The following is a 12,060-nucleotide window of genomic DNA, read 5'->3' as shown; positions in this document are numbered from 1 at the left end:
ACCTAGCTCGAAAGATAGGCCCGTGACGCTCAACGACGCTTCGTTCACCAACTGGAAGAACCGCGAGGAGATCGCGGAGTCGATGATCCCGATGATCGGGAAGCTGCACCGCGAGCGGGACGTGACGATCCTGCTGCACAGCCGCTCCCTGGTGAACAAGTCGGTGGTCAGCATCCTCAAGACCCACCGGTTCGCCCGCCAGATCGCGGGCGAGGAGCTCTCGGTCACCGAGACCCTGCCGTTCCTCGAGGCGCTCACCACGCTCGACCTCGGCCCGTCCCAGATCGACATCGGCATGCTCGCCGAGACCCACCGCGCCGACGACCGCGGGCTGTCGGTCCTGGACTTCACCGCCGAGGCGGTCGCCGGCGCCACCGGCGCCAACAAGATCGACCGCCGCGAGCCCCGCGATGTCGTCCTCTACGGCTTCGGCCGCATCGGCCGGCTCGTCGCCCGTCTGCTCATCGAGAAGACCGGTTCCGGCAACGGTCTGCGGCTGCGCGCCATCGTCGTCCGCGGAGGCGGCGATCAGGACCTGGTCAAGCGTGCCTCGCTGCTGCGCCGCGACTCCGTCCACGGCCAGTTCCAGGGCACGATCACGGTCGACGAGGCGAACGGCACGATCGTCGCCAACGGCAACGAGATCAAGGTGATCTACGCCGACAGCCCGGCCGAGGTCGACTACACGGCGTACGGCATCAACGACGCCATCCTCATCGACAACACGGGCAAGTGGCGCGACCGCGAGGGCCTCTCCCAGCACCTGCGGCCCGGCATCGACAAGGTCGTCCTGACCGCGCCCGGCAAGGGCGACGTCCCGAACATCGTGCACGGCGTCAACCACGACACCGTCAAGCCGGACGAGCAGATCCTGTCCTGCGCCTCGTGCACCACCAACGCGATCGTCCCGCCGCTGAAGGCGATGCACGACGAGTACGGCGTGCTGCGCGGCCACGTGGAGACCGTCCACTCGTTCACCAACGACCAGAACCTGCTGGACAACTACCACAAGGCCGACCGTCGTGGCCGTTCGGCGCCGCTGAACATGGTGATCACCGAGACCGGTGCCGCGTCCGCCGTCGCCAAGGCTCTGCCCGACCTCAAGGCGCCGATCACCGGCAGCTCGATCCGGGTCCCGGTGCCGGACGTGTCGATCGCGATCCTCAGCCTGCGCCTCGGCCGCGAGACGACCCGCGACGAGGTTCTCGACCACCTCCGCGAGGTCTCCCTGACCTCGCCGCTCCGGCGCCAGATCGACTTCACCACGGCCCCCGACGCGGTCTCCATGGACTTCATCGGCTCGCGCCACGCCTCGATCGTCGACGCCGGCGCCACCAAGGTCGACGGCGACAACGCCATCCTCTACCTCTGGTACGACAACGAGTTCGGCTACTCCTGCCAGGTCGTCCGCGTCGTCCAGCACGTCTCCGGGGTGGAATACCCGACGTACCCGGCGACGAGCGCCTGACCAGCGGAAAAACGTTACTGGCCTCCGGAGCGGAACTTCACCGTCGCGCAGGCTTCTGGAGGACACCGGATGCAGTAACGTCAAGCCGTGACGGATCACACCACCGGAGACAGCGCGGGCCGGCGGCCCGCGGGCGGCGGCAGGCGGCGGCGCGGCACGGCCGGCCAGGACAAGCCCGCCACCATCCGCGACGTCGCCGCCAGGGCGGGCGTGTCGGTGGCCACCGTGTCCCGCACGCTGGCCGGGAACTACCCGGTCTCCGAGGAGACCAGGGCCCGGGTGACGGCCGCGGTCGACGCGCTCCACTACGTGGTGAACGTGCACGCCAAGGCGCTCTCGGGCGGGGTTCCCGGCCCGGTCGCGCTGGTCCTCCACGACATCACCGGCCCGTCCCTCGCCCATGTGGCGGCCGGCGTGGAGCAGGAGGCGGCGGTCCGGGGCCGGCTGAGCCTGGTCTGCGCCACGCACGGTGATCCGGCCCGCGAGAACGACCTCGTGCAGCTGATGCGCGAACAGCACGCCGCCGCCGTGGTGCTCGTCGGCGGCGCGGAGGTCGACGCCGCGTACCACGAGCGGATGGCGGGCTATGCGCAGGGCCTGGCCTCGGCCGGGTCCCGGCTGGTCCTGGTCGGCCGCCCTCCGCTGCCCGCCGACGTACCGGCCACGGTGATCGAGTACGACAACCGCGGCGGCGCCTTCCAGGCCTCCACCCACCTGCTCGCCGCCGGACACCGGCGCGTCCTGTTCCTCGGCGGCGAGACCCGGTTCGCCACCGCCCAGCAGCGCCGGGCCGGTCACCTCGACGCGCTGCGCGCGCACGGGGTGCCGTACGAGGAGGCACTGGACGTCCCCGGGCCGTACACCCGCACCTCCGGCTATCTGCGCACCCGGGACGCCCTGCGCGCGGGGCTGGAGTTCACGGCTGTCTTCGCCGGCACCGACATGGTGGCCCTCGGCACGCTGGCGGCGCTGCGCGAGGCCGGGCTGGGCGTCCCGGACGACGTGTCCCTGGTCGGCTACGACGACGTGCCCTTCGCGGCGGACCTCACCCCCGCCCTGACCACCGTCCGCGTCCCGTACGAGGACCTCGGCCGGTCGGCCGTGCGGCTGGCGCTGGAGCGGGAGGAGCGGGTCTCCGGGGACGACCATGTGGTGCTGAGCACCCAGTTGGTGATCCGGCAGTCGGCGGCGCCCCGCCACTGACCGGACCGGCCACCCCCGAGCACGCGCGGCGGCCCGCTCTCGCGGGCCCGCGCGTGGGTGGGGACGGTCAGGCCTGCGTCTCCGGGCGGCCCGGCTGCGCCCAGTGGGTGTGGAAGGCGCCGGGGCGGTCGGTACGGCCGTAGGTGTGGGCGCCGAAGTAGTCGCGCTGGCCCTGGAGGAGCGCGGCGGGGAGCCGGCCGGCGCGCAGGGTGTCGTAGTGGGCGAGCGCGGCGGAGAAGGCGGGGACGGGGATGCCCCGGCGGGCGGCGGAGGCGACCGTCTCCCGCCACGGCACCTGCGCGTCGGTGATCTCCATGGCGAACTCCATCTCACCGAGGAGGCTGACCAGTTCGGAGTCGGCGGCGTACGCGGCGCGGATACGGTCGAGGAAGGAGGCGCGGATGATGCAGCCGCCGCGCCAGATCTTGGCGACCGCGCCCAGGTCGATCTTCCAGCCGTACTCGGCGGCCGCGTCCTGGATCATCTTCCAGCCCTGGTCGTAGGCGATGACCTTGGAGGCGTACAGGGCGTGCTCGACCTGGGAGGTGAAGCGGGCGGCCTCGGTGCGGCTGAGCGGCGGGGTGGTGCCGCCGGGCAGCCCGGCGTAGGCGGCGCGCAGTTCGCGCTGGCTGGAGGCGGCGCGGGCGAAGGTGGCCTGGGCGATGGCGGTGACCGGGGAGCCCAGGTCCAGGGCGGTCTGCACGGTCCAGCGGCCGGTGCCCTTCTGGCCGGCGGCGTCGGTGACGATGTCGACGAACGCGAGGCCGGTGGTGGCGTCGGTGTGGGCGAGGACCTCGGCGGTGATCTCGATCAGGTAGGAGCCGAGGCGGCCCTCGTTCCAGGTGCGGAAGACGTCGGCGATCTCGGCGGGGGTGTAGCCGGCGACCTGGCGCAGCAGGTCGTACGCCTCGGCGATGAGCTGCATGTCGGCGTACTCGATGCCGTTGTGGACCATCTTGACGAAGTGTCCCGCGCCGTCGGTGCCGACATGGGTGGCGCAGGGCTCGCCGTCGATCTTCGCGCTGATGGACTCGAACATCGGGCCGAGGACGTCGTACGACTCACTGGACCCGCCGACCATGATCGACGGCCCGAGCAGGGCGCCCTCCTCGCCTCCGGAGACGCCGGTGCCGACGAAGTGGATGCCCTTCTCGCGCAGCGCGGCCTCACGGCGGCGCGTGTCGGCGAAGTGGGCGTTGCCCCCGTCGATGATCATGTCGCCGGGCTCCAGGAGCGGGGCGAACTCGTCGATGACGGCGTCGGTGACGGCACCCGCCTGGACCATGATCATCAGACGGCGGGGACGTTCGAGCGCGGCCACGAACTCCTCGGCCGACTCGGCGGGGACGAAGGCGCCCTCGTGGCCGAACTCCTCGACGAGCGCGCGGGTACGGCCGGCGGTGCGGTTGTGGACGGCGACGGTGTGGCCGTTGCGGGCGAAGTTGCGCGCGAGGTTGCGGCCCATCACGCCGAGGCCGGTGACGCCGATGGCGGCGGTTGCGTTCACGAGGTACGTCCCTTGGATCGTTGGCGTGTTGCGGAGGGGGCGGGCAGCCCCGTACCTCCAGGTACGCGCGCCGGGCCGGTTCTTCTCGACGCCGCGCCGAACGAACTGCTGGGACGTGTGTTTCGGTTGGGGCGGGCGCCCTGGCTCAGCGGCGCCGCCAGGGCAGCACCGCCGGGTCGGACTCGGTGCTCTCGGCCCGGTGCAGGGCGTCGCTGATGGCCTCGCCGATCTCCGCGAGCTGCCGCACCTGTTCGGGGGTGATCACGTCGAACACGGCACGGCGGACGGCCTCCACATGGCCGGGTGCGACCTCCACGAGCAGCGCCCTGCCCTGCTCGGTGAGGAAGGCGAGCTGCCCCCGGCCGTCGGCGGGGTCCTCCCGGCGGTCCACGAGACCGACCTCGCGCAGCCGGTTCACCGCGTGGGTGAGCCGACTGCGCGTGATCTTCAGCTCCTGGGCCAGTTCGGACATCCCGAGGACGCCCTCGGGGGCCATGGAGAGGTAGGCCAGGAGGCTGTAGTCGGAGTGCGTCATGCCGGCGTCGCGCCGCAGCTGCCGGTTGAGGTAGTCGGCGAGCAGGGTGGAGAAGCGGACGTAAGCCAGCCAGGCCCGTCGTTCTTCGGCGTTGAGCCAGCGCGGCGTCGTGGACATGGTCACACTTTACCCAGAAACTCCTTTGTTTGAAATATCAAATACATGGCAGCCCATCCGCCGTGTAGTCGGCGCGGCCGGTGAAGGCGTAGTGGTCGAGGAGGTTGCGCCGGGCACGCTCGACGGTGTCCCGCGGGCCGAGGGCGACGCTGATCTGGAAGAGACCGCCGAGGTGTTTCGGGGGCAGTGCGGCGCCGAGGAAGCCGTCGCCGAAGTGGCCCACGCGTTCGATGGCCGCCGCGGCGAAGCCGCCGAACAGCACTTCGGGGCCGCCCGGTGTGAGCGGCGCGGGTCCGACGGGCCCGGCGCAGTGCCGCGACCGTACGGGGGTGAGCCCTCCGCGGGCAAACCCTTTTCCGGTGGGTGGGTTGTGGAGGTCCGGCCGACCGACGGGACGGGTCGGTCGGCCGGCCGGGGGAACGGCGCGTCAGGTGGTCGTGCAGGTGCTGCCGTTGAGGGTGAAGGCGGTCGGGGCGGTGTTGGTGGTGCCCTTGGCGCCGATGAAGCCGACGGTGACCGAGCCGCCGGCGGGGATGGTGGAGGTGTACGAGGCGGGGGCGACGGTCACCGTGCCGCCGCTCTGGGTCGGGGTCCCACCCCACATGTTGCTGACCGTCTGCCCGTCGGCGAAGGCGAACACGAGCTTCCAGCCGTTGATCGCGGCGGTGCCGGGGTTGCCCAGGAGGATCTCGCCCTGGAACCCGCCGGGCCATTCGCCCACGACGCGGTAGCGGACCGAGCAGGGGGTGGCGGGTGCGCTGCTCGTCGTCACGGCGACCGTGCCCGAGCGGGCCGAGCGGTTGCCGGCCGCGTCCCGGGCGTAGACCGCGAAGGTGTACGACGTGCTCGCGCCGAGGCCGGTCACGGTCACGCCGTTGGTGGTGGAGGCGGCGACGGCGGACTCGGTGCCGCCGCTGACGCGGACGACGTCGTAGCCGGCGACGCCGACGTTGTCGGTCGCGGCCGTCCAGGTGAGGGCGGCGGACGTGGCCGTCACCGCGGAGGCCGTGGGGGTGCCGGGGGCGGTCGGCGCCTGGGTGTCGCCCGGGGTGCCGCCGCCGAACACGGTGGCCTCCTTCGCGGTCTGGGCGATGCCGTTGGCGCCGTTGAAGACGCGCTGGCCCCAGGAGCTGAGCCGGGCGGGGTCGAAGTCGGTCGCCAGGTCGAGGATCGGGTCGGTGTTGCCGCTCCAGGACCACGCGAGGTAGCCCAGGTTCAGCTGCCGGGCGGTGGCCATCATGGTGTCCTCGTCCGGGTCGCCCCACTGGTCGGCCGGACCGCCGAACTCGCCGATCAGGATGGGCAGTTCGGCGGCCACGAAGGCGTTGAGATAGTCGGTGATCTCCGCCGCGGTGTCGAAGACGCTGTACATGTGGATCGAGAAGATCAGGTTGCCGGTGGGGTCGGCGGCGTACACGGACTGGGCGTTGGCGCGCATGACGCCCTGCCAGTCCTGGCCCCAGTTGGGCGCGTCCACCATGATCGTGTGCTGGAGACCGGCGGCGCGCAGCTTCTGGATCGCGGCGATCGTGGGGGCGGTCCAGCCGTCGGGATTCGTGTTGCCCCAGGGCTCGTTGCCGATGTTGACGACGACGTAGTCCTCCTGGCCGGCCAGGACGTCCTTGAGACCGATCCAGTAGTCGGCGGCCTGGTCGAGGGTGCCGGCCGCGGAGTCCTCGCCGTAGCCGGTGGTGTCGTGCACCTCGAGGACACAGATGAGACGGTTGGCCTTGCACTGGGCGACGACGTTCGCCACGTCCGAGGCGCTGTTCGCGCTCCAGCGGTGACCGTCGGCGAGGACCACGCGGACCGTGTTGGCGCCCAGCGCCTTGATGTCGGCCAGCGACTGGAGCTCGCCGGGGTACCAGGTGTGGGCGTGGTTGACGCCACGCATGACGAAATCGTTCCCGTTGGCTTCGAGCAGCCGCCCGTCGGCGATGTGGAGGCCGGTGGCGGCGAGGTCGTCGGGGCGGGCCTGGGCCGGGGCGGGCGCGAGGACGCCGAGGGCGAGCAGACCGAGGAGGACGGCGAGCCTGGTCAGCAGGGTGGCGAGGGGGCGCTTCCCCTGCGGGCTTCCGGAGGGGCTGATTGTCGTGCTTCGTGTCGTGCTTCTTGTCGTTCTCACTGCGACTCCAGGAGTGAGGCCAAGAAGGCGGGGGGCGTGCGACAGTGTGGGAGCGCTCCCATAAAGCCACCGCGCCAAGTACACGTCAAGGGACTGCGCAGGGTCCGCTCCCCCCGCACCGGCGGGGTGCCGCTGCCACGGAAGTGATTGAAAGGCTGAGCACAGGCGGCGACTGGGCTAGCCTCGTTTCACCCCACTAGAACGAACTGTCGTACGACGAACATCACTTCGGGAGTTTCGTGACTCACCAGCGGCCGACCCCACCGAGTGCCACGGCTGCCGAGGCCGCCGCGCTGCGGCAGACCGGCGCCTCACCCCTGCGGGTCGGGGATCCGGGCCGTGTCGGCCCCTATGTGCCGCTGGCACTGCTCGGCAGCGGCGGGATGGGACGGGTCTATCTGGCCCGGGCCGCCGACGACGGCCCGGGCCTGTTCGCGGTGAAGGTGATCCGGCCGGAGTACGCCGAGGACGTTCGTTTCCAGCGCCGTTTCGAGCGTGAGGCGGCGGTGCACTCCCGGCTGGGCCCGCCGTACGCGCCGCGCCTGTGCGGTACGGGGTTCGAGGGCGAACTGCTGTGGATGGCCACTGAGTACATCCCCGGGCTCGATCTCACGGAGGCGGTACGCGGGGCCGGCGCCCTGCCCGCGGCCACCGTGTGGCGGCTGGTCGGGGATCTGGGGCGGGCGCTGGCCGCCCTGTCCGCCGCCGGGGTCGTGCACCGGGATCTGAAGCCGTCCAACGTGCTGCTGTCCGTCCAGGGCGCGCATCTGATCGACTTCGGGATCTCCAAGGCCGCGGACGCGAGCGCGCTCACCGGCACGGGGAACCGGGTGGGCACCCCCGCGTACATGTCGCCGGAGTACCTCAGGACAGGCCAGTGCGACGCCGCCTCGGACGTGTTCTCGCTGGCCGGAACCCTGGTGTACGCGTCGGCCGGGCGCGCCCCGTTCGGGGACGGCACCGGGGTCGACGTGATGCACCGGGTGGCGTTCGAGGAGCCCGACCCGAAGGTGACCGCGGTGGTCGCGTCGGCCGACCCGGACCTCGCCGCGCTGCTGGCCCGGTGTCTGGCCAAGGAGCCCGGCCTGCGCCCGACCGCCGGGGAACTGATCGAGCTCGCCGGGGCGCGCACCGGCGCTGACGGCTGGCCCGAGCCGCTGCACGGTGAGGTGCTGGCCCGTCAGGGGGCGTACCAGACCCTGCACCGGCTGCCCGTCGAGCGAGCGGTCCGCCTGTTCCCCTCGGTCCACCGCCCCACGGCTCCCCGCACCCCCGCACCGGCCCCGGTGAGCCGCCCGGCTCCACCTGGCGTCGCCGCCGCGCCGATGGCCCCGTCCGGTGCCGGCGCCGTACCGATGGATCCGCACGCCCCGGTCGGCGCTCTTGCCGTCCCGGCCGGCGCCCCTGTCGCGCCGGTCGCGCCCTCGGCTCCGTCCTCTCCGTCCGCTCCGTCCGCTCCGGTGGACGCGCCCGCCTCCTCCGAACTCGCCGCCGCGCAGCCCGAGGGCGGCGTACCGGCGTCTGCGGAGTCGTCGGCGTCCGGGCAGCAGGCCCCGTCCGCCTCCCGTGAGGCGACGTCAGAAGTCTTACCTCCGAAGGGGCCACCGGGATCCCGGCGCTGGACGCACCGACAGCGGGTGATGGTCGTGGCGGCCGGTGCCGCGCTGTGCGCGGTCGCCGCCGGTGGGCTCGTCCTCACGCGGCCGGACGGTCCGGGAACCGCCGCCCCTCCCCGGGACGTCGAGACGGCGACCGGTGCCGTGCCGGGCGCCGCGCCCGGGAAGGTCGCTCTGCCGGGGACCTCCGGGGTACCGGACAGGGCCTCCGCGGCCGGCTCCGCGGCCGGACGGGCCGACGTCGACGGCGGCCTCGACCCCACGCGGCCGGACGTGTCCGGTTCAACCACCGCCGACAGCGCCGCGGGCGCCCCCGCCTCCTCCGGCGCGGACACCGGTGCCGGTACCGGCACTTCCTCCGCTCCGAGTACGGACCCCACGACCCCGTCGGCCGAGCCGTGGAACACCGACTGCACGTACTACAACGGCAACGGCCGCACCGGCGAGGGCGACAGCGGCAAGAAGGTGTCGCAGGTGCAGTGCATGCTGATGAAACGCGGGTACAGCGTGGGAAGCAGCGGGGTGACCGGTGAGTTCGGCCCCGAGACGACCGACGCTGTGCGCGCCTTCCAGGGCGACAAGGACCTGTCGGCCGACGGTGTCGTGGCCCACGACACCTGGGTCGCGCTGCGCGGCAGCGACTGAGGCCCCGATTGGCGTGACGTACCCCAACAGGTGATGATTATAGGGAAATCGCCACCATTCCCCTACACCCGTCGGAGTTCGCGCCCGCGGCGCGACCGGCACGCTCTGCGTACGCCTCAGCTCCCGCCGTAGCGGACTTTCGGCCCCGGGAAGGCCGAGGAGGCAGACCCATGACGACGGAACTCCGGACCGAGCGCGCCTCGAACTATCTCTCCCAGCTGACGACCGCCGCCCGGCGTTATGCGGACCGGACCGAGCAGCGGGACCTCAACAAGGCGGTGCTCGCCACGAGCGGTGTGCTGTACGCCGACGATCCCGAGCGGGTCGAGAAGCGGCTGGCCCGGCTCGGCGCGGACTGGTCACTGGCCCGGGCGATCGAGCGGGTGCCGTCGGATCCGGCGGCCACGGCGGGGAGCACACTGCTGCTGCCGCCGGACGTCTTCGGCCGCGATGTGCTGGGCCTGGAGCGTCTCATCGGGCGCAACAACCTCACTCCGATCGCGTTCCTGGAGGAGGGCGTCCTGGCCGCGCGTCCGGTCGGCCGGATCACCGTTCGAGGGCCGGGCGGGGGCCACGGCACCGGCTTCCTGGTCTCGCCCGCCCTGCTGCTCACCAACCACCACGTCCTGGGCGACTCGGAGGAGGCGGCCCGCAGCGAGGTCGCGTTCGCCTTCCAGGACGGGGTGGGCGGTGGTCCGCTCGTACCGGCGGTCTTCCGGCTGGAACCGCAGCGGTTCTTCGTCACCGACCGGCGGCTGGACTTCAGTCTGGTCGCGGTGGCCCCGCGCGGCACGCAGGGCGAGGCGTTGTCGTCGTTCGGGCGGCTGACACTCAGTGAGGCGCAGGGCAAGGTCGTCATCGGGGAGTTCGTGAACATCGTCCAGCATCCGCGGGGCGAGCCCAAGCAGTTGGCGCTGCGCGACAACCAAGTCGTCGACGTGCTGGACGACTTCCTGCACTACGAGTGCGACACCCAGCCGGGATCGTCGGGTTCGCCGGTCTTCAACGACCAGTGGGAGGTCGTCGCGCTGCATCACTCGGCCGTGCCGAAGACCGACGAGCAGGGCCGGCCGCTGAGCGTGGACGGCACGCTCTGGCAGCCGGACATGGGCGAGGAGCGGCTGGCGTGGAAGGCGAACGAAGGAGTGCGGATCAGCCGGGTGCTGGGCGCCCTGCACGCGATGAGCCCGGCCGGCGAGGCGGCCCGGCTGCGGGACGAGGTGTTCACGGCGGGGCCCGCCGCTCCGGCCGTGGCAACGGCTCCGGCGCCACCCGAGAGCACACCGGCCTCCTCGCCCCCGCCCTCCGCCAACGGATTCGGCACCAACGGTTCACACGCGGCGTACGTCATCGAGGACACCGCGCGGCTGACCGTCCCCCTGTGGGTCACCATCGGCCTGGGCCCCTCGGCGTACCCGGCGGCGACAGCAGCCGGTGTCACCGGCGCGCAGCCCGTCCCCTCTCCCCCGGCCCCGCAGCTCACACCCCCGCCTCCCGCAACGGCACCGGCCGCCTCCGCCCCGGCGGACACGGCCACGGTCTCGGCGGTCGAGAAGGACGTGACCGCGGCCCTGGTCAACCTCCGGCTCGCCCAGGACCGGCCGTACTACGACCGCGCCGCCGACCGGGCCGCGCGCGACGCCTACTACGCGGGCGTCGCCGACCTGAGCGGTGACGCGCTGCGGCGCGCGCTCACCGGTCTGCTGGAGCAGACCCACGCGCCCCGGCCGAGGTACAAGCCGATCCGCCTGGTGTACCCGTGGGTCGATCTGCACCAGGACGGCCGGCTGCACAGCATCTACTCCGGCAGGGACTTCTCGCCGGAGGAGCTCATCCGGGCCGACGCCGCCGTCGCGGAGACCCGGCTGGCCCGGGTCCGGGAGCTCCTGCTGCACGAGAGCACGGCGGGCCCGGCCGAGTTCGAGGCGGAGTTCGACGCCCTCGAGGACGCGATGCCGTTCAACTGCGAACACGTGGTGCCGCAGTCGTGGTTCGCCAAGATGGAGCCCATGCGGGGCGATCTGCACCATCTGTTCGCGTGCGAGCCCGGCTGCAACAGCTACCGCGGCAACTTCCCCTACTTCGACTTCCCCGGCTTCCAGGAGACCGTCCGGGACGCCTGCGGGATGCGCGAGGACCAGGGGTTCGAGCCGCAGCAGGGCAAGGGGACCGTCGCCCGGGCCACCCTGTACTTCCTGCTGCGCTACCCGGGTCTGGTCGGCGACGCCCCGCGCGAGTTCCCCGAGGAACGCCTGCCCACCCTGCTGACCTGGCACGACAGCGAGCCGGTGACCGAGTACGAGCTGCACCGCAACGCGGCCGCCGCGGAGATCCAGGGCAACCGCAACCCGCTCGTCGACCACCCCGACTGGGCCCGTCGGATCGACTTCTCCGGCGTGTGGCGTCACTGAGTGAGTGGAGTGGACGCGCAGGAGCTGTTCAGCCTCGCCTGCGGGGTCCCGGTGTACAAGTACCCCGGGACCCCGCGGGCGAGCGCTGCGCGTCGGACGGCGCAGGTGACGCAGGACAGCCCGATGGGTCGGCACCACGGCTCGGCGTCTGCCTCGGCGTCCGGGGATCACCACAGGGATTCGGCACGGGCTGGACCGCGTCGAGCCGCCGGCCCGCCGCCGCGCCCTCGTGCGTGCATTCGGGTGGTCCGCACACCGCGCCGCCTGCCGTACGGCTCTGTCGTCGGTGCCGACTCGTAACCTCGGCGGAACAGCGGTGGCCCGGTAACGGACCATGGTGGGTCATGCCAAGTACCGGCGGGATTCCGGGGTTTCACAGGCATCGGCCCCGTCGCCCCCGAGCCACCACAACCAACGACCCACGCAGGGAGCA

7 protein-coding genes and 1 pseudogene are annotated in these 12,060 nt (G+C 72.3%); 4 read left to right on the top strand and 4 right to left on the bottom strand.

All coding sequences use genetic code 11. The features are described from left to right. The first annotated feature begins 22 nt into the window (after positions 1-22). Together ACLZN2_RS41010 and ACLZN2_RS41005 are read left to right on the top strand one after the other, a co-directional pair. Positions 23-1,468 (top strand): glyceraldehyde-3-phosphate dehydrogenase, encoded by a 1,446-nt coding sequence (locus ACLZN2_RS41010; protein WP_416984780.1) that lies wholly within the window; start codon positions 23-25, stop codon positions 1,466-1,468. 87 nt (positions 1,469-1,555) lie between these two features. After that, positions 1,556-2,671 (top strand): LacI family DNA-binding transcriptional regulator, encoded by a 1,116-nt coding sequence (locus ACLZN2_RS41005; RefSeq protein WP_416984778.1) that lies wholly within the window; start codon positions 1,556-1,558, stop codon positions 2,669-2,671. Positions 2,672-2,738: 67 nt separating this feature from the next. On the opposite strand, the gene gndA is transcribed toward ACLZN2_RS41005, so the two are convergent. The 4 genes and pseudogenes from gndA to ACLZN2_RS40985 form a co-directional block, all read right to left on the bottom strand. Then, entirely contained in the window at positions 2,739-4,178 is a 1,440-nt protein-coding gene (gene gndA / locus ACLZN2_RS41000) for an NADP-dependent phosphogluconate dehydrogenase (RefSeq protein WP_416984777.1), read from the bottom strand. Between the two features lie 145 nt (positions 4,179-4,323). Continuing rightward, positions 4,324-4,830 (bottom strand): MarR family winged helix-turn-helix transcriptional regulator, encoded by a 507-nt coding sequence (locus ACLZN2_RS40995; protein WP_416984776.1) that lies wholly within the window; start codon positions 4,828-4,830, stop codon positions 4,324-4,326. A gap of 49 nt (positions 4,831-4,879) precedes the next feature. Continuing rightward, a pseudogene (locus ACLZN2_RS40990) lies at positions 4,880-5,134 on the bottom strand (LLM class flavin-dependent oxidoreductase); the annotation flags it as partial. Between the two features lie 123 nt (positions 5,135-5,257). Next, on the bottom strand, positions 5,258-6,919 hold the full coding sequence (locus ACLZN2_RS40985; RefSeq protein ID WP_416984888.1) for a cellulase family glycosylhydrolase: 1,662 nt from the start codon (positions 6,917-6,919) through the stop codon (positions 5,258-5,260). Between the two features lie 275 nt (positions 6,920-7,194). Between ACLZN2_RS40985 and ACLZN2_RS40980 the strand changes: the two genes are divergently transcribed. Together ACLZN2_RS40980 and ACLZN2_RS40975 are read left to right on the top strand one after the other, a co-directional pair. After that, positions 7,195-9,216: a protein kinase domain-containing protein gene (locus tag ACLZN2_RS40980; protein ID WP_416984775.1), complete on the top strand. Its 2,022-nt coding sequence runs from the start codon at positions 7,195-7,197 to the stop codon at positions 9,214-9,216. A 170-nt stretch (positions 9,217-9,386) separates the two neighbouring features. Beyond that, positions 9,387-11,627 carry an endonuclease gene (locus ACLZN2_RS40975; protein ID WP_416984774.1) on the top strand — a complete coding sequence of 747 codons (2,241 nt, stop codon included), beginning with the start codon at positions 9,387-9,389 and terminating at the stop codon, positions 11,625-11,627. Positions 11,628-12,060: the final 433 nt, after the last annotated feature.

It is taken from the genome of Streptomyces sp. T028 (assembly GCF_048159505.1).
Classification (GTDB): Bacteria; Actinomycetota; Actinomycetes; order Streptomycetales; family Streptomycetaceae; genus Streptomyces.
The sequence above is the reverse complement of the archived record's forward strand: the minus strand, read 5'-3'. Positions and strand labels throughout refer to the sequence as shown.

Coding starts and splice junctions, on each gene's coding strand:
- ACLZN2_RS40975 (WP_416984774.1), top strand. CDS start 9,387: ATGACGACGGAACTCCGGACCGAGCGCGCCTCGAACTATCTCTCCCAG.
- ACLZN2_RS40995 (WP_416984776.1), bottom strand. CDS start 4,830: ATGTCCACGACGCCGCGCTGGCTCAACGCCGAAGAACGACGGGCCTGG.